The sequence below is a fragment of the Pseudomonas sp. 18173 genome (assembly GCF_050432945.1).
Classification (GTDB): Bacteria; Pseudomonadota; Gammaproteobacteria; order Pseudomonadales; family Pseudomonadaceae; genus Aquipseudomonas.
On record NZ_JBKFTN010000007.1, the window covers coordinates 90,504 to 106,179 of the forward strand.

The window sequence follows — 15,676 nt, forward strand, 5'->3', positions numbered from 1 at the left end:
ACTGAGATCCAATGTGGGAGCGGGCTTGCTCGCGAAAGCGGTCTGTCAGTCGACATCATCGTTGTCTGACACTCCGTCTTCGCGAGCAAGCCCGCTCCCACATTTGTTTTGCGTTGCTTCAGGGATTACAGCAACTCAAAACTCTGCTGTGTCACGTCCGCTGAATCCAGGCCGATCTGTACGTTGAATTTGCCCGGCTCTGCCGCGTACTTGAGCTGGGTGTTGTAGAACTTCAGGTCGTCCTCGGTGATGGTGAAGTGCACGACTTTCTGTTCGCCGGCCTTGAGCATCAATTTCTGGAAGTTCTTCAGTTCCTTGATCGGACGAATCATCGAACCGGCCACGTCCTGGATGTACAGCTGCACCACGGTTTCGCCATCACGCTTGCCGGTGTTTTTCACCGTGACACTGGCGTCGAGCTTGCCGGTCTTGTTCAGCGTGGTCGACGACAGCGCCATGTCGCTCAGGCTGAAGTCGGTGTAGCTCAGGCCGTAACCGAACGGGTACAGGGGGCCCGTGGTGTCATCGAAATACTGCGAGGTGTAGTTGCCCGGTTTGCCCGGGGTGAACGGCCGGCCAATGGTCAGGTGGTTGTAGTAGGTCGGAATCTGGCCTACCGAACGCGGGATGGTGATCGGCAGCTTGCCCGACGGGTTGTAGTCGCCGAACAGCACATCGGCGATGGCGTTGCCGCCTTCGGTGCCGGTGAACCAGGTTTCCAGGATTGCGTCGGCCTGTTCCTTCTCTTCGAGGATCGTCAGCGGACGGCCGTTCATCAGCACCAGCACCAGCGGCTTGCCAGTGGCTTTCAGGGCCCGGATCAGCTCGCGCTGGTTTTCCGGGATGTTCAGGTCGGTGCGGCTCGACGATTCGTGGGACATGCCACGGGATTCGCCGACGGCGGCAATGACGACGTCAGCCTCCTTGGCCGCTTTCACCGCCTCATCGATCAGCACATTCGCCGGGCGCGGGTCATCCACCACTTCCGGGGCGTCGAAGTTGAGGAAGTTCAGGTAACCGAGGATTTTCGGGTCGCTGGTGATGTTGGCGCCACGGGCGTAGATCAGCGTCGATTTATCACCCAGCGCGTTGGTCATACCGTCGAACAGGGTCACCGATTGCGCCGGCTTCCCGGCAGCGGCCCAGCTGCCCATCATGTCGATGGGGGCCTTGGCCAGCGGGCCGACCAGGGCGATTTTCGCAGTCTTCTTCAGCGGCAGGGTTTCGTTGCTGTTCTTGAGCAACACCATGCTGCGGCGCGCTACGTCACGGGCCTCGGCACGGTGCAGGCGGCTGTCGGCGTAGGTATCGACCGGATCATCCTCGGCCTTGCCGATACGCAGGTACGGGTCCTTGAACAGGCCCATGTCGTACTTGGCTTCCAGTACCGCGCGCACGGCGTTGTCGATGTCGCTCTGCTGGATCTCGCCGGACTTCAGCAGCCCTGGCAGTTCTTTGCCGTACAGGGTGTCGTTCATGCTCATGTGGATGCCGGCCTTGATCGCCAGCTTCGCCGCTTCGCGACCGTCGGCGGCGACGCCGTGCTTGATCAGCTCGAAGATCGCCCCGTGGTCGCTGACTGCCAGGCCCTTGAAGCCCCACTCCTTGCGCAGCAGGTCATTCATCAGCCAGGTGTTGGCCGTGGCCGGCACGCCGTTGATCGAGTTCAGCGCGACCATCACCCCGCCAGCGCCGGCATCGATGGCGGCGCGGTACGGCGGCAGGTAGTCCTGGTACATCTTGACCGGGCTCATGTCGACCACGTTGTAGTCGCGACCACCCTCGACCGCGCCGTACAGGGCGAAGTGCTTGACGCTGGCCATGATGCTGTCGGCCGCGTTCGCGCCAGTCCCCTGGAAGGCCTTGACCATCACGCCGGCAATACGCGACACCAGGTAGGTGTCTTCGCCGAAACCTTCGGAAGTGCGGCCCCAGCGCGGGTCGCGGGAGATGTCGACCATCGGCGCGAAGGTGATGTCGAGGCTGTCGGCCGCGGCTTCCTTGGCGGCGATGCGCCCGGACAGGCCGATGGCATCCATGTCCCAGCTCGAGGCCAGGGCCAGCGGGATCGGGAAAATGGTGCGGTGGCCGTGGATCACGTCGTAGGCGAAAAACATCGGGATCTTCAGGCGGCTGCGCATGGCCGCGTCCTGCATCGGCCGGTTTTCCGGGCGGGTGATCGAGTTGAACGTACCGCCGATGTTGCCCGCCGCGATTTCCTTGCGGATCATCTCGCGCGGCATTTCCGGGCCGATGCTGATCAGGCGCAACTGGCCGATTTTTTCATCGAGGGTCATTTGCTTCATCAGGTTGCTGACGAAGGCTTCCTTGTTCTCCAGGGGTGCGGGTGTCGTGGCGGCCAATACGTTATGACTGGCCAGGCTGACGAACAGGCCCAGCAAACACAGCTTCTTCATGAATAGTTTTCTCAAGGGCCCAAACGGCGATGCACACGCCGACCAGCCAAAAATTAGGGAACGTCTATTGTTGTTCGGGTGCCGGCTCAAAAAACCAGAGCCAAAAACGACAGCCAGCGGGCGGATGCGTTTTTGCGCAGGGCCTCTTTTTAGCCCATCGGCCCGTTGCAATCCAGAGGCGCGGGCGATTATGCCCCAAGAGCCGGCTCAGAAGGATTCACGGTCGGCTTTTTCATGAAGTGTACAAGGGAGCATCATCCTGATGAATGCAAGTCCAACCTACCGTTCGCGTTTGCAGGTCGCCACATTGCTGATACTGGCTACGTTGCTGACCGCCTGCGGCATCAACAACATCCCGACCCTCGACGAGCAGGCCAAGGCTGCCTGGGGCCAGGTGCAGAACCAGTACCAGCGGCGCGCCGACCTGATTCCCAACCTGGTGGAAACCGTCAAGGGCTACGCCAGGCATGAAGAACAGACACTGACGGCGGTCATTGAGGCCCGGGCCAAGGCCACGTCGATCCAGGTGGACGCCTCGACCCTCGACAACCCGGAAAAACTCAAGCAGTACCAGCAGGCCCAGGATCAGCTCAGTGGCGCCTTGAGCCGGTTGATGGTGGTTTCCGAGCGTTATCCGGACCTGAAGGCCAACCAGAACTTCCTCGCGTTGCAATCGCAGCTTGAAGGCACCGAGAACCGGATCAGCGTGGCCCGGCGTGATTTCATCCTCGCGGTGCAGAAATACAACACCGAGATCCGTACGTTCCCCGGACGCCTGTGGCACAGCGTGATGTATAGCAATCTGCCGGTTCGCGAGACCTTCGAAGCCACACCAGGGGCGGAAAAGGCCCCCGAGGTCAAATTCTGAAAAGCGCTGATCGGCGTCACCACGCAAGAGGTTGCCAATGCGCGTCCTGAAAACAGGCCTGTTGCTGTTGTTGTGGGTAGTGACGATCACGGCCCGGGCCGAGCTGAGCTTCCCGGCGCTGACCGGCCGGGTGGTCGACAACGCGCAGATGATCGAGCCATCGGTGCGCGAGCAACTCACCCGGCAACTCCAGGCCCATGAGCAAGCCACCGGCGAACAGCTTGTGGTCGTGACGTTGGCGGATTTGCAAGGCGCCGACATCGCCGACTTCGGTTACCAATTGGGTCGCCACTGGGGCATCGGGCAGAAGGACAAGAACAACGGCGCCTTGCTGATCGTTGCCCGCAACGAGCGCAAACTTCGCATCGAAGTCGGCTACGGCCTGGAGGACCGACTGACGGACGCCCAGAGTTCGGTGATCATCAACCGGGTCATCACCCCGGCGTTCAAGGCCGGCAACTTCAGCAAAGGCATCAGTGATGGCGTGGCGGCAATGCTGGTGGTGCTGGGCGGCAACCCCTTGGACGAACCCTCCACGGCATATGAGTCCAGGGGCGATCCGGGGGACGATTTTGTCTCGCAGCATCCCGGGTTGTTGGTGTTTTTGGTGATGTTGTTCATCCTGACTGTTTTTGTGTGCCAGATGCTCGGTATCCTTCCTGCCGGCCGGGGCGGCTCCGGTGGAACCGGGGGCGGCTTTGGCGGTGGCGGATTTGGCGGCGGTGGAGGAGGAGGCTTCAGCGGCGGCGGGGGCAGTTTCGGCGGGGGCGGTTCGTCCGGCGGCTGGTGATAATAAAAACGAGCAGGCAATTCACGACATGGCATTACTGACTGAACACGAACAACGCAAAGTCGCCGAGGCCATTGCCCGGGTCGAGCGCGATACCGATGCCGAACTGGTGACCGTGCTCGCGGCCCGCGCCGACGACTATGCGTACATCCCGTTGCTGTGGGCCAGCCTGCTGGCGCTGCTGGTGCCGGGCGTCGTGCACTACCTCACCGGTTGGCTGACCATGCACAGCCTGCTGATCGTGCAATGGGCCATCTTCATCATCCTGTGCCTGGTGTTTCGCCTGCCGAAAGTCACCACCCATCTGATCCCGCGCTCGGTGCGCCACTGGCGCGCCTCGAACCTGGCGCGCCGGCAGTTTCTGGAGCAGAACCTGCACCACACCGAAGGCAGCACCGGCGTGCTGATTTTCGTGTCCGAGGCCGAGCGTTATGTGGAGATCCTGGTGGATGAAGGGATATCCAGTCGCCTGGACAACAAGAACTGGGACGCCATCGTCGCCACGTTCACCCAGCAGGTGAAGCAGGGGCAGACGCTGCAAGGGTTTGTCAGTTGCATCGAGGCCTGTGGCGAGCTGCTCAAGGTGCATGTGCCCGTGACCCATGTGCGCAATGAGTTGCCCAATCGCCTGGTGGTGCTCGGCTAACCTTTGAATTAGAGCGGTTTGTCGCACGCCAGGGTACAAAGGCTGCGTGTTGTCCGTAGCCGGTCTTCTCTTCAGTATCTCTCTCCAAGAGCTAGTGCCCTGTGACGGGCGTTCTGACGTAGAGAGAATTTTATGCCTGCGCATCAAACGCGTGACTCTTTTCCCGGTGCAATACCCGATGGCGGGGAAAACCCGCCGCCGGCGCAACTGACCGCGAAGGAGACGCAAACCTTAATGTGGTTGTTCAAAGGTAAAACATCCTGGGAGATTGCCCGGATTCAGAATTGCTCGGAATCCACGGTCAATTTCCACTTCTCCAATATCCGCCGCAAGTTCGCCGTCAACTCCCGCAGTGCCGCGTTGCTCAAAGCCATCGAGTCGGGAGCCATCAGTATTGGCCAGCCGGTTGTACGAGGTATTCATGGATCTGAGTGATTCGACCTACAACAGTATCAGTGGGCTTTTGTTGGGGCTGGGTATCGCGACATTGCCGTCGATTGATGGCGAGGCACTGTTCGGCGCGGCGCTGGGGGCGTGGCTGGTGACCACCACTCGTGGCAACTTCAAGGCGTGGCAGCGAATGGGTTCCTGGTTGTTGTCGGCAGGCGTTGGCTATCTCTTTACGCCAGTCGCGCTGCAGGTGACCCCCTTTCTGACTACAGGCGTGACGGCGTTTTTCTGTGCGCTGATCGTGATTCCGGTCAGTATCAAAATCATGCAGTGGATCGATGGTGCAGGTCTCGGCGAAATCATTCGTCACTTCAGGGGGCGAGGGTAATGGGCAATGAAATGGTTGCGCTGATTCTGGTAACCGGCGTTGCTCATCTGCTGAGTGCTTTCAGGCTGGCATGTTATCAGCGCGACGAAGAGCGTCACTGTTGGCGCGATGGACTATTGACCAGTTTGCTCGGTGGGGCGTCGTGCATTGCCGGCATGGATGTATTGCTGGCATTTGTACCGGTGAGCCCGTGGCATACCGTCATTAGTGTTTTGTCATGTGCGGTCATTATTCGCAGTGGCGGAAACATCATGGTGCTGTGGCACGCATTGAAGTAATGAACTTGAGGTTGTTCTTTGGTTTCACGTTTCGTTTGCATGTTGAAGTGATGAAAGTATTGAGGCCATTTCCGAAAGTTTGAGTTCCAGATCACGCAGGCGACGCTTTTCCTCCAGTGCGTTTTGTATGGCGCAACGGTCATCTTCATCGAGCAATCGCCACAGCGCGAGAATGGTGTTTTCCCGCGTCGTGGTTTCCTGCGAGCTTTCGAGCGGCCCGGTCGTTGCGGGTCGCTGGATCGGGCCTTCACCCAACAGCAACCAGTCAAGAGAAATGCCGCGAGTTTGAGCGATTTCTACGCATACTGAGTATGGTGTGCTGTCGCGGCCTTTCCAACTACTGAGGGTTTGTGGGCTGATCTTTAGTGCTGAAGATAAGGATGCGTCGGTTTTTGTTCCGGTAATCTGCTTCAGTCGCGCCAGAACATCTTGTGATTTTTTGCTACGCAATTTGAGCCTCTTCCTTTTGACATATGCTTTTCGAGTGCCTAACGTATGCGTAATGAGTACTTTTTTTCTTGTGAGTAATCAATCATCAACTATGAATCAGAAGAATACGATGTCGAAACTTCCTAATGGTATCAGGGTGATTTCCTACGAGCATGTATCACACCCAATACGCATCCACCCGTTGCACTTCCTTTTGACGGGCAGATGTTTTTCGCCAGACCGAACAGCACAGACCAATGTTTCAAGCAGTATTGCGTTTGATTCAGTCGATTACCACCGGATGACCGTCAGGAATCAGGCATGAGCACTTATAAAATGGTATGTCCGCACTGCTTGAACCGCATGCGTATCCGGACCAGCGAGGGGCGGCATATTTTCCTGCGGGTGGCCTACCTGCAATGCACATCGGAGGCCTGTGGCTGGTCGGTGCGGGCCGAGTTTGAAATGACCCATGAACTGTCGCCCAGTGGAATGCCCAACCCCTCTGTACGTCTGCCCTGCGCCGGACCGGACTTGCGTCGCGCCGCCCGGCCTGTAGCACAGAGTGTACTGTCGGCTGACACCGCACAGGAGTCGTGAGCATGGATGCAGTCGAAGAAAACACGGAGTTGAATGAGGAACTGTTGGCCATCGCCCAGGCGTTTCTGGTTCGGCATGAAAGAGATGGATTGATCGATGACCAGGTACTGTTCTGTCGTGCAGTGAAGCACCTGGAGGGCATTGATGTGCCTATGCATCTGGCGGAAAAGCTGGTCAGCCATGCCTATGGAATACTTAAATCCAGTAACGACCGCCGACGCCTGGACATCGACGCAAGCTCCGAAACCGTCGCCGTGGTGACTGACCCGGCCAATGGCCTGACCTGGGCGGTGCCGGTGGGATTGATCGTCAAATTCATCATCAACTCGCCGAGCAGTCGCAAGCTTCGGTTAGTGGAACCCTGAAAATTCAGGGAGGCAATCCAGGTCCCGGGCTACGCGTCGGGACCTGGCACGAAATAACCCCGTGCCCAAAACCCTCATCCCCCCTAAAATAGCCGGCATTCCCTGATCCGCACCGCCTGAGGCCGTTTTTCCATGTCCGTCACCGCCACTCCCGCCAGCCTCGCGCCGGATCATCACGCCCAGTTCATCGATCTGCTGCGAACCAGCCTCGAACACAATGCGTTCATCAAACTGGTGCTGGCCAAGTACGCGGGCGATGAAACGGACTTGCAGCGGGTCATCATCAAGCCGGTGACGGTCAAGGCGCAGCCTTGCCTGTCTTTTGTCTACCGCTACAAGACTCGCGATATCACCAAGAACCTGCCGCTGGCCGAAGGCGTGGCGAGCATTGCCGGGCTGCTGCCGGCGTCGTTCAAGAATGCGCATTTGTTGTCGTTGACCGACGAAGCCCAGCTCGAATACAGCAAAAAGGGCAAGTCATCGCTGTTCAAGAGCAAACCCCAGCAATTGCGTGAAGCGCCATCGGCCGAGCACAACCGTGAGAAAAACCGTTTTCTTGACCTGAGCCGGCCGTTTCTCACCGACCTGGGGGTGACCAACAAGCAGCATGAGCTGATCCCGGCGATGTCGCGCAAGTGGAAACAGATCAACAAGTTCATCGAAGTGTTCAGCCATGCGCTGACCTCGTCACCTCTGGCGCTGGACAAACCGGTGCGTGTGGCGGACTTCGGTTCGGGCAAGGGTTACCTGACTTTCGCCATCCACGATTACCTGCGCAACACCTTGAAGGCCGAAGGCGAAGTGACCGGCGTCGAGCTGCGTGAAGACATGGTCACCCTGTGCAACGCGGCGGCGGCAAGGCTTGAGCATCCGGGGCTGGTGTTCAAGTGCGGTGACGTGCGCAGCGTGGCACCGAGCGAGCTGGACGTGATGATCGCCCTGCATGCCTGCGATATCGCCACCGACTATGCGATCCACACCGGCATCCGCTCCGGTGCGTCGATCATCATGTGTTCGCCGTGCTGCCACAAACAGATCCGCCTGCAGATCCAGAGCCCGGCGCTGCTCAAGCCGATGCTGCAATACGGCTTGCACTTGGGCCAGCAGGCGGAAATGGTCACCGACAGTCTGCGAGCGTTGTTCCTTGAAGCCTGCGGCTACGAGACCAAGGTGTTCGAGTTCATCTCACTGGAGCACACCAACAAGAACAAGATGATCCTGGCGGTCAAGCGCGCCGAGCCGTTCGATCCGGCTCAACTGTTGGCGAAAATCCAGGAGCTCAAGGATTTCTATCACATCAGTGAGCATTGCCTGGAAACGCTGCTGCGCGCTGACGGTTACCTCGCGGCTAAGGTTTGACCTGAACCCCGGCCGGCAATGTGCCCGGTTGCGCCGGGCGCACTGCGGTCTTGCGCCCCAGCATCACCGTCACAATGACCCCGGCGGCAAACAGCCAGGTAATGGGCTCGATATGCTCGCCGAAGAACAGCGCCGAGAAGGCGATGGTGAAGAAGATCTGCAGCAACTGGATCTGACTGACCCGGGCAATGCCGCCCATGGCCAGCCCGGCGTACCAGGCGAAGAAACCGATGAACTGCGAAAACAGCGAGACGTAGCCGAAGGCCCACCAGGTCTTGGCGGAGATCTCGCCCTGATGTTGCAGTGCCAGGTACACCACCGGGCCGATCAGCAGCGGCGTCGACAGCACCAGTGCCCAGCAGATCACCTGCCAGCCGCCCATCTCCCTGGCCAGTCGGCCGCCCTCGGCGTACCCCAGCCCACCCACTGCAATGGCGCCAAGCATCAGCAAGTCACCGGCCTGAATACTGCCGGCACCGCTGATCAGGGCATAACCGAGCACCAACGCGCTGCCCAATGCGGCGCAGCCCCAGAAGGCTTTCGAAGGTCGCTCATGGGACAACCACGCGGCGTACAGCGCCACGCACAGCGGCTGCAATCCGTTGACCAGCGCACCGTGGGACGCCGGCAGGGTTTGCATGGCCCAGGCTGACAATACCGGGAAACCCAGGATCACCCCGGCCATCACCAGCATCAGGCCTTTGACCTGTTTCCAGGTCGGCCATTTTTCCCGGCGCCACAGCAACAGCAACGCCGCCGGAACCGCCGCAAACAGTGCCCGGCCCAGGCCGTTGAGCAACGGGTGGAGTTCCTGCACGACAATCCGCGTGAAGGGCAGGGTGAGGCTGAAGATCACAACGCCGAGCAGGCCCAGGGCCATGCCGGTGTTTTCGCGGGAGGACATGATGGCAACCAGAATCTTGGAGGGTGGGAGATGTCGTTATATAGCCATAAACCTGGGGAAAGCCGCTGTTACAGCTAGGTGCAGAGTTATCCGTACAGTTTGCAGGCCTCTTCGCGAGCAAGTCGGATCGCCGCACCGCCGCTCCCACAGGGGAATGCATTCCAATGTGGGAGCGGGCTTGCTCGCGAAGAACGATAACGCGGTCCATCAGGTAGTAGCCGGTTGTTACCCGACCCGCCGGATAATGACTACCTTGAATACTCCTGCACGCCCACTTCCAGAGGAGTCCTCCCCATGGCTGCGAAAAAAATTCTGATGCTGGTCGGTGATTACGTCGAAGACTATGAGGTGATGGTGCCGTTCCAGGCGCTGCTGATGGTCGGCCATACGGTGCACGCCGTTTGCCCGGACAAAACCGCCGGCCAGACCGTACGCACGGCGATCCATGACTTTGAAGGCGACCAGACCTACAGCGAAAAACCCGGCCACCTGTTTGCCCTCAACTTCGATTTCACCAAGGTCAACGCCGCCGATTATGACGCCGTGCTGATTCCGGGCGGCCGTGCGCCGGAGTACCTGCGCCTGAACGAAAAGGTCCTGGAACTGGTGCGCGCTTTCGACAAGGCCGGCAAACCGATCGCCGCCGTGTGCCATGGCGCGCAGTTGCTGGCGGCAGCGGGTGTGCTCGAAGGTCGCGAATGCAGCGCTTACCCGGCCTGCGCTCCGGAAGTGCGACTGGCTGGCGGCACCTATATCGATATCCCGGTGACGGACGGCCATGTTCAGGGCAACCTGGCCACGGCTCCGGCCTGGCCCGCGCACCCGAGCTGGCTGGCCGGGTTCCTGGGGTTGCTGGGTACCAAGATCACGTTGTAACGAGGGACCTGTCCATGTGCGAGCTGTACGTCAAAGCCGACCCGATTCTTTACGAATCGCGCTCCCGCTCGCTGCGCATCTGCGGGGTGGTCACCACCCTGCGCCTGGAAAATCAGTTCTGGGACATCCTCAGCGAAATCGCCGAGGTCGACGGCATGACCACCAATCAGTTGATCGCCAAGCTGTATGAAGAGGTGATGGACTATCGCGGCGAGGTGGTCAATTTCGCCTCGTTCCTGCGGGTGAGTTGTACGCGGTATCTGAGTCAGCGCCGGGCTCAGGCGCCGGAGTTGTCGGTGGTGCGCGCGGTGGTGAAATAACCGGCATTGCGTCGACCCCTTCGCGAGCAAGCCCGCTCCCACACGGATCGCGCTGAACCTGTGGGAGCGGCGGTGCGACGATTCGACTTGCCCGCGAAGGGGGCCGTACAGGCGACAGAAATCCCGGCTTGGTCTTTACTCTGAAGCGCGCAACCTCTCAATCGCCAAGGAGAACAAGCATGTCCGGATGGTATGAAGTGAGCAAAAGCAGCAGTGGCCAGTTCAGGTTTGTCCTCAAGGCAGCCAACGCCGAGACCATCCTGACCAGCGAGCTGTACACCACCCACGCCGCCGCCGACAAAGGCATCGCCTCGGTCCAGGCCAACAGCCCGCTGGATGAGCGTTACGAAAAGAAAACCACCAAGGATGGCCATCCGTATTTCAACCTCAAGGCGGGCAACCACGAGATCATTGGCAGCAGCGAGGCCTATTCCTCCGATGCCGCCATGGAGAAAGGCATCGCCAGCGTGAAGGCCAACGGCTCGACCAAGGTGATCAAGGACAAGACCTTGCCAGTGCTTTGAGATCTACACACGCTCCCACAGGTGACCGAGTTCCTTCAGGAAAAACGCGGTCACCTGTGGGAGCGGGCTTGCTCGCGAAGGCGTCAGATCGGCCAGTACTAAACCTCGACCGGAACCGCCAGCTTCGGGCCACCCAGCGCATGGCTCTTGGAATCAAAAAACCGCAACTCAACCCCCGTCCCCTCGAACACTTTCGCGTAATGCCGCTTCTGGTGCTGGATGAACGCCTTGCTGCGCGGGTAAATCGAGATCGCCAGCACCTGCGGTTTCGCCAGGCGCAAGGCGTGGATGATGTGGCTGTCCTGCTCCCCCAGCGCATGGCCGAAGATGCACAGCGCCTGGCCGTGACCGAGCAGTTGCTCGTAGCAGAACGACAGATAGTCCGAACTGCGAATGGTCTTGAGCTTGTCCGCACTCGGGCCTTCATTGACGAACAGCGGCACGTCGTCGAGGGTCTTGATCGTGTTGTTGATGGCGAAATTGCCCAGCAACGTGCCCTCGGTCGACATCAGCTTGCGCGCCGTACCGTCCTGGTTGCGCACCAGGTGCAGACCGCCGTGCAGGTATAGCAAACGGGTTTTTTCGGTGGTCGTGTCGCTCAGGTCGAAAGCGGGTTCGGCACCCTGGAACAGATCGGTGATCGCCTCGGGCTGGTGTTGCACCGCCCAGTAGTTGAGCAGGTCGTAATTGGTGGTGAACACCGTGCGGTAGCTGGCCAGTTCCTGATTGAGGGTAACCAGCGTCGAAGGCACCACCAGCCGCCACGGGATATGCACCGCATGCACGGTGTTGATCAGCGCTTCCTTGATCGCGTAGTAGCGATTGCGCGGGGCCGCGGAGCTGACGGCCAGGGCCTTGTTGACCCGGCTGGTGGTCTTCAACGCACTCAGTACCTGCTCGAAACTGCGCGTCTGCATTGCATCGAACACGCTGAGTTCGGACGGGCTCAGGGGTTTTTCTTCAACGGTGCGCGCGTTTTCGAACAGCGACTCGTAGCCGAAATCGTCCCACACCGCACGACTGGCACCGTTGCCCACCAGCAAGCCACTGAACGAGGTGCTGCTGCGCAAGGCGTTCCAGTCTTCAAGTTGGGCATCGACATCCTGGAAATCGGTCATTGCGGTCTTCGTCTCACGGCAAAAGGTCTATGGCTGGCGACTTTATCACGAGCGGGTGCCTGGACCACGGCACGACCGGGGTGAAGAACGTTATGCTGCGACTTCGCCCGAGCCGACTTCGCCGAGTACCCGATGCTGCAAAAAAGCCTGATCCGCCGTCTCGACCTGATCACTCTGCAACTGTTCGTCGCCGTCCATGAAGAGGGCACGCTGACCCGTGCGGCGTCGCGCGAGGCGATTGCTGTCTCGGCGGCGAGCAAGCGGCTGATGGAACTGGAGGAGGCGCTGGGCATCAGCCTGTTCGTGCGCCAGGCCAAGGGCATGTCCCTGACGCCGGCCGGTGAAACGCTGCTGCACCATGCCCGGCAGATGTTGTTCAACGTCGAGAAAATGGGCCTTGAACTGGGCGAGCACAGCCACGGCGTGCGCGGCTATGTGCGGATGCTCGCCAACCTGTCGGCGATCATTCAGTTTTTGCCCGAGGACCTGCGGGATTTTTCCGAGCGTCACCCACAGGTCAAGACCGACCTCGAAGAACGCCCCAGCGCCGGGGTGATCCAGGGCGTGCTCGACGGGGTGGCCGACCTCGGCATCTGTTCCATCGACAGCGACATCAAGGGCTTGCACAGCGTGCTGTATCGCCAGGACAAACTGGTGGTGCTGATGCCGCCGCACCATCCCTTGGCAAACCGCTCGAGCGTGGCTTTCGCCGATACGCTGGACAGCGATTACGTCGGCTTGCATGCCGCCAGTTCGATCAACATGCGCACCCACGCCGCCGCCCGTGAGGCTGGCAAGGTGCTGCGGGTACGCATTCATGTGCCAGGGTTCGACGCCATGTGCCGCATGATCCAGGCCAACATGGGGATCGGCATCCTTCCGCTGCGGGCCTATGAATTGTTTGGCCGGGCGCTGGGTTTGCACGCGGTGCCATTGACGGACGAATGGTCGGACCGGGCGTTGATTCTGGTGGTGCGCGATGAGGCGCTGCTGTCGCCGGTGAGCCGGATGTTGTTTGAGCATTTGCGGGGTACAGCCTGATAGTTCTCGGCTGAATTGGCTGGCCTCTTCGCGAGCAAGCCCGCTCCCACAGGGGATTAATAAGCGACACAGATCCAGTGTGGGAGCGGGCTTGCTCGCGAAGGCGGCCCTGAGGTCGCGACAATCTTCCAGAGCGTTCGCATTTCGCGAACGCCCGTTGCCAACTGAAGGTTGGATTCCCGAGTCCCCTGTCCTCTAGCCTTGGCTCATATTCCAAGAACAAGAGGTACCCCGCGATGACTGCCCCCTTGAGTGCGATCAAAGTGATCGAGATCGGTACGCTGATCGCCGCGCCGTTTGCCGCGCGCATGCTGGCCGAGTTCGGCGCCGAAGTGATCAAGATCGAAGCCATGGGCCAGGGCGATCCCCTGCGCAAATGGCGCAAGCTGCACGAAGGCACCTCGTTGTGGTGGTACCTGCAATCACGCAACAAGAAGTCCCTGGCGCTGAACCTCAAATCCCCGGAAGGCATCGAACTGGTCAAGCAACTGGCGACCAGCGCCGATGTGCTGATCGAGAACCTGCGCCCCGGCGCACTGGAGAAGCTCGGCCTCGGTTGGGACGTGCTGCACGCGCTCAACCCCAACCTGACACTGGTGCGGATTTCCGGGTACGGCCAGACCGGCCCGTACCGCGATCGTCCGGGTTTCGGTGCCATAGGCGAAGCCATGGGCGGGATCCGCTACACCACCGGCACGCCCGGTTCGCCGCCGGCGCGGGTCGGCGTGAGCCTTGGCGATTCCCTGGCTTCGCTGCACGCGGTGATCGGTGCGCTGATGTCGCTGCTGAGGGTCAAGACCGGGCAGGGCGGCGGGCAAATCGTTGATGTGTCGCTGGCCGAAAGCGTGTTCAACGTGATGGAAAGCCTGGTGCCGGAATACGACATGCTGGGCCATGTGCGTGAACGCAGTGGTGGCGCCTTGCCGGGGATCGCACCGTCCAACACCTATCTGACCGCCGACGGCGCCTACGTGGTGATTGCCGGCAACAGCGACCCGATCTACCGGCGCCTGATGCAGACCATCGGCCGCGCCGATCTGGCCGAAGCGCCTGAGTTCGCCCACAACGACGGGCGTGCCGCCAAAAGCAATCTGCTCGATGCCGCCATCACCCACTGGACCAGCAGCTTGCCCATAGACGAAGTGCTGGCCGCGCTGGAAGCCGCCGAAGTCCCGGCCGGGCGCATCTACTCGGTGGCCGACATCGTCGCCGACCCGCACTATCAGGCGCGGGACATGCTGCTCAATGCCGAGCTGCCCGGTGGCGCCACTGTGAAGATGCCGGGCATCGTGCCGAAACTCTCCGAGACCCCCGGTGGCGTGAACTGGTCCGGCCCCGGGCTGGGCCAGCACACCGACGGCATCCTCGCGCAACTGGGTCTGACGGCAACAGACATCGAACGCCTGAAAGTCGAAGGAGTGGTGCAATGATCACTGACTATTCCGACCAGCTGATCGTGCAGGAAGTGTCCCCGCGCGACGGTTTGCAAATCGAGCCGACCTGGGTTGAAACCCACGACAAGATTGACTTGATCGACCAACTGTCACAGGCCGGATTCAGCCGTATCGAAGCCGGTTCGTTCGTGTCGCCCAAAGCCATACCGGCACTGCGCGATGGCGAGCTGGTGTTCAAGGGCATCACCCGGCAACCGGGGGTGATCTACGTCGCGTTGATCCCCAACCTCAAGGGCGCGCAGCGGGCATTGGCGTGCAGGGCCGATGAGCTGAACCTGGTGATGTCCGCCAGCCAGACCCACAACCTGGCGAACATGCGCATGCGTTGTGAGGATTCCTTGGCGGCGTTCGGTGAGATTGTGCACTTCGTTGGCGGCAGCCCTGTGCGACTCAACGCCAGCATCGCCACCAGCTTCGGCTGTCCGTTTGAAGGCAAGATCGATGAGGACCGCGTATTGCAGATCGTCGAGGCCTATCAGGAACTCGGCATCCGGGGCATTACCCTGGCCGATACGACGGGCATGGCCAACCCGCGTCAGGTCGACCGGCTGGTGCGCCGGGTGCTGCAAAGGGTTTCCCCATCGGACCTGACCCTGCATTTTCACAACACTCGCGGTCTTGGCTTGTGCAACGTGCTGGCCGCTTACGAAGCCGGTGCCCGGCGCTTCGACGCGGCCCTCGGCGGCCTCGGCGGCTGCCCGTTCGCACCGGGGGCATCTGGAAACATCTGCACCGAGGACCTGGTGAACCTGTGCGATGAAGTCGGCATTCACACCGGCATCGATTTGCCGATGCTGCTGAAACTGTCCCGCGGGTTGCCGGCGCTGCTCGGTCACGAAGTGCCCGGTCAACTGGCCAAGGCCGGGCGCAATTGCGACCTGCACCCGATCCCTACCTGACCACCAATCC

General features: G+C 60.5%; 19 protein-coding genes. 15 read left to right on the forward strand and 4 right to left on the reverse strand.

The window, feature by feature from the left end; genetic code table 11:
- Positions 1-125: 125 nt before the first annotated feature.
- The gene (gene bglX / locus ACLD1X_RS10355; protein WP_429367297.1) at positions 126-2,417 is read right to left on the reverse strand and encodes a beta-glucosidase BglX; all 2,292 of its coding nucleotides are present in this window, start codon (positions 2,415-2,417) and stop codon (positions 126-128) included.
- Positions 2,418-2,679: 262 nt separating this feature from the next.
- Here bglX and ACLD1X_RS10360 point away from each other — a divergent pair, with 262 nt between their 5' ends.
- The 6 genes from ACLD1X_RS10360 to ACLD1X_RS10385 all read left to right on the forward strand — a co-directional run bounded on the left by ACLD1X_RS10360 (position 2,680) and on the right by ACLD1X_RS10385 (position 5,777).
- The gene (locus tag ACLD1X_RS10360) at positions 2,680-3,285 is read left to right on the forward strand and encodes a LemA family protein (protein ID WP_429367299.1); all 606 of its coding nucleotides are present in this window, start codon (positions 2,680-2,682) and stop codon (positions 3,283-3,285) included.
- Between the two features lie 37 nt (positions 3,286-3,322).
- A complete protein-coding gene (locus ACLD1X_RS10365) occupies positions 3,323-4,075 on the forward strand; it encodes a TPM domain-containing protein (protein WP_429367301.1) in 753 nt (250 codons plus the stop codon).
- 28 nt (positions 4,076-4,103) lie between these two features.
- Positions 4,104-4,721, forward strand: a complete 618-nt coding sequence (locus tag ACLD1X_RS10370) for a TPM domain-containing protein (RefSeq protein ID WP_429367303.1) — start codon at positions 4,104-4,106, stop codon at positions 4,719-4,721.
- Positions 4,722-4,853: 132 nt separating this feature from the next.
- Positions 4,854-5,156 carry a helix-turn-helix transcriptional regulator gene (locus ACLD1X_RS10375; protein WP_429367305.1) on the forward strand — a complete coding sequence of 101 codons (303 nt, stop codon included), beginning with the start codon at positions 4,854-4,856 and terminating at the stop codon, positions 5,154-5,156.
- The gene (locus ACLD1X_RS10380) at positions 5,143-5,499 is read left to right on the forward strand and encodes a putative holin (RefSeq protein WP_429367307.1); all 357 of its coding nucleotides are present in this window, start codon (positions 5,143-5,145) and stop codon (positions 5,497-5,499) included. Before ACLD1X_RS10375 ends, ACLD1X_RS10380 begins: the two co-directional genes overlap by 14 nt.
- Positions 5,499-5,777: a phage holin family protein gene (locus tag ACLD1X_RS10385; protein WP_429367309.1), complete on the forward strand. Its 279-nt coding sequence runs from the start codon at positions 5,499-5,501 to the stop codon at positions 5,775-5,777. The genes ACLD1X_RS10380 and ACLD1X_RS10385 overlap by 1 nt, the downstream gene beginning before the upstream one ends.
- Before the next feature lie 24 nt (positions 5,778-5,801).
- Here the strand turns inward: ACLD1X_RS10385 and ACLD1X_RS10390 are convergent, their stop codons facing one another.
- Entirely contained in the window at positions 5,802-6,227 is a 426-nt protein-coding gene (locus ACLD1X_RS10390) for a helix-turn-helix domain-containing protein (RefSeq protein WP_429367311.1), read from the reverse strand.
- A gap of 300 nt (positions 6,228-6,527) precedes the next feature.
- On the opposite strand from ACLD1X_RS10390, the gene ACLD1X_RS10395 reads away from it, so the two are divergent.
- The 3 genes from ACLD1X_RS10395 (at position 6,528) to ACLD1X_RS10405 (ending at position 8,530) form a co-directional block, all read left to right on the forward strand.
- Entirely contained in the window at positions 6,528-6,806 is a 279-nt protein-coding gene (locus ACLD1X_RS10395; RefSeq protein ID WP_429367313.1) for an ogr/Delta-like zinc finger family protein, read from the forward strand.
- 2 nt (positions 6,807-6,808) lie between these two features.
- Positions 6,809-7,171: a hypothetical protein gene (locus ACLD1X_RS10400; RefSeq protein WP_429367315.1), complete on the forward strand. Its 363-nt coding sequence runs from the start codon at positions 6,809-6,811 to the stop codon at positions 7,169-7,171.
- A 132-nt stretch (positions 7,172-7,303) separates the two neighbouring features.
- Positions 7,304-8,530 carry a class I SAM-dependent methyltransferase gene (locus ACLD1X_RS10405; RefSeq protein WP_429367317.1) on the forward strand — a complete coding sequence of 409 codons (1,227 nt, stop codon included), beginning with the start codon at positions 7,304-7,306 and terminating at the stop codon, positions 8,528-8,530.
- Here ACLD1X_RS10405 and ACLD1X_RS10410 read toward each other — a convergent pair.
- Positions 8,520-9,434, reverse strand: coding sequence for a DMT family transporter (locus tag ACLD1X_RS10410; protein WP_429367319.1), 915 nt, complete (start codon positions 9,432-9,434; stop codon positions 8,520-8,522). The genes ACLD1X_RS10405 and ACLD1X_RS10410 overlap by 11 nt on opposite strands.
- Positions 9,435-9,728: 294 nt before the next feature.
- Here ACLD1X_RS10410 and ACLD1X_RS10415 point away from each other — a divergent pair, with 294 nt between their 5' ends.
- From ACLD1X_RS10415 to ACLD1X_RS10425, 3 genes are all read left to right on the forward strand, one after another.
- Positions 9,729-10,310, forward strand: coding sequence for a DJ-1/PfpI family protein (locus ACLD1X_RS10415; protein WP_429367321.1), 582 nt, complete (start codon positions 9,729-9,731; stop codon positions 10,308-10,310).
- 14 nt (positions 10,311-10,324) lie between these two features.
- Positions 10,325-10,630 (forward strand): ribbon-helix-helix domain-containing protein, encoded by a 306-nt coding sequence (locus ACLD1X_RS10420; RefSeq protein ID WP_429367323.1) that lies wholly within the window; start codon positions 10,325-10,327, stop codon positions 10,628-10,630.
- Between the two features lie 179 nt (positions 10,631-10,809).
- Positions 10,810-11,154 (forward strand): YegP family protein, encoded by a 345-nt coding sequence (locus ACLD1X_RS10425; RefSeq protein ID WP_429367325.1) that lies wholly within the window; start codon positions 10,810-10,812, stop codon positions 11,152-11,154.
- A 98-nt stretch (positions 11,155-11,252) separates the two neighbouring features.
- Here the strand turns inward: ACLD1X_RS10425 and ACLD1X_RS10430 are convergent, their stop codons facing one another.
- A complete protein-coding gene (locus tag ACLD1X_RS10430) occupies positions 11,253-12,272 on the reverse strand; it encodes a DUF4917 family protein (RefSeq protein ID WP_429367327.1) in 1,020 nt (339 codons plus the stop codon).
- A gap of 132 nt (positions 12,273-12,404) precedes the next feature.
- Here ACLD1X_RS10430 and ACLD1X_RS10435 point away from each other — a divergent pair, with 132 nt between their 5' ends.
- The 3 genes from ACLD1X_RS10435 (at position 12,405) to ACLD1X_RS10445 (ending at position 15,666) form a co-directional block, all read left to right on the forward strand.
- Complete coding sequence (locus tag ACLD1X_RS10435) at positions 12,405-13,313, forward strand: LysR family transcriptional regulator (RefSeq protein WP_429367329.1); 909 nt, start codon at positions 12,405-12,407, stop codon at positions 13,311-13,313.
- Positions 13,314-13,549: 236 nt separating this feature from the next.
- Complete coding sequence (locus tag ACLD1X_RS10440; protein WP_429367331.1) at positions 13,550-14,743, forward strand: CaiB/BaiF CoA transferase family protein; 1,194 nt, start codon at positions 13,550-13,552, stop codon at positions 14,741-14,743.
- On the forward strand, positions 14,740-15,666 hold the full coding sequence (locus tag ACLD1X_RS10445) for a hydroxymethylglutaryl-CoA lyase (RefSeq protein WP_429367333.1): 927 nt from the start codon (positions 14,740-14,742) through the stop codon (positions 15,664-15,666). The genes ACLD1X_RS10440 and ACLD1X_RS10445 overlap by 4 nt, the downstream gene beginning before the upstream one ends.
- Positions 15,667-15,676 lie beyond the last annotated feature (10 nt).

What these genes read in the sequence shown, in the direction of transcription:
- ACLD1X_RS10420 (WP_429367323.1), top strand. Translation starts at nt 10,325, where the DNA reads ATGTGCGAGCTGTACGTCAAAGCCGACCCGATTCTTTACGAATCGCGC.
- ACLD1X_RS10405 (WP_429367317.1), top strand. Translation starts at nt 7,304, where the DNA reads ATGTCCGTCACCGCCACTCCCGCCAGCCTCGCGCCGGATCATCACGCC.
- ACLD1X_RS10445 (WP_429367333.1), top strand. Translation starts at nt 14,740, where the DNA reads ATGATCACTGACTATTCCGACCAGCTGATCGTGCAGGAAGTGTCCCCG.
- ACLD1X_RS10365 (WP_429367301.1), top strand. Translation starts at nt 3,323, where the DNA reads ATGCGCGTCCTGAAAACAGGCCTGTTGCTGTTGTTGTGGGTAGTGACG.
- ACLD1X_RS10430 (WP_429367327.1), bottom strand. Translation starts at nt 12,272, where the DNA reads ATGACCGATTTCCAGGATGTCGATGCCCAACTTGAAGACTGGAACGCC.
- ACLD1X_RS10370 (WP_429367303.1), top strand. Translation starts at nt 4,104, where the DNA reads ATGGCATTACTGACTGAACACGAACAACGCAAAGTCGCCGAGGCCATT.
- ACLD1X_RS10395 (WP_429367313.1), top strand. Translation starts at nt 6,528, where the DNA reads ATGAGCACTTATAAAATGGTATGTCCGCACTGCTTGAACCGCATGCGT.
- ACLD1X_RS10410 (WP_429367319.1), bottom strand. Translation starts at nt 9,434, where the DNA reads ATGTCCTCCCGCGAAAACACCGGCATGGCCCTGGGCCTGCTCGGCGTT.
- ACLD1X_RS10360 (WP_429367299.1), top strand. Translation starts at nt 2,680, where the DNA reads ATGAATGCAAGTCCAACCTACCGTTCGCGTTTGCAGGTCGCCACATTG.
- ACLD1X_RS10375 (WP_429367305.1), top strand. Translation starts at nt 4,854, where the DNA reads ATGCCTGCGCATCAAACGCGTGACTCTTTTCCCGGTGCAATACCCGAT.
- ACLD1X_RS10400 (WP_429367315.1), top strand. Translation starts at nt 6,809, where the DNA reads ATGGATGCAGTCGAAGAAAACACGGAGTTGAATGAGGAACTGTTGGCC.
- ACLD1X_RS10380 (WP_429367307.1), top strand. Translation starts at nt 5,143, where the DNA reads ATGGATCTGAGTGATTCGACCTACAACAGTATCAGTGGGCTTTTGTTG.
- ACLD1X_RS10435 (WP_429367329.1), top strand. Translation starts at nt 12,405, where the DNA reads ATGCTGCAAAAAAGCCTGATCCGCCGTCTCGACCTGATCACTCTGCAA.
- bglX (WP_429367297.1), bottom strand. Translation starts at nt 2,417, where the DNA reads ATGAAGAAGCTGTGTTTGCTGGGCCTGTTCGTCAGCCTGGCCAGTCAT.
- ACLD1X_RS10385 (WP_429367309.1), top strand. Translation starts at nt 5,499, where the DNA reads ATGGGCAATGAAATGGTTGCGCTGATTCTGGTAACCGGCGTTGCTCAT.
- ACLD1X_RS10425 (WP_429367325.1), top strand. Translation starts at nt 10,810, where the DNA reads ATGTCCGGATGGTATGAAGTGAGCAAAAGCAGCAGTGGCCAGTTCAGG.
- ACLD1X_RS10440 (WP_429367331.1), top strand. Translation starts at nt 13,550, where the DNA reads ATGACTGCCCCCTTGAGTGCGATCAAAGTGATCGAGATCGGTACGCTG.
- ACLD1X_RS10415 (WP_429367321.1), top strand. Translation starts at nt 9,729, where the DNA reads ATGGCTGCGAAAAAAATTCTGATGCTGGTCGGTGATTACGTCGAAGAC.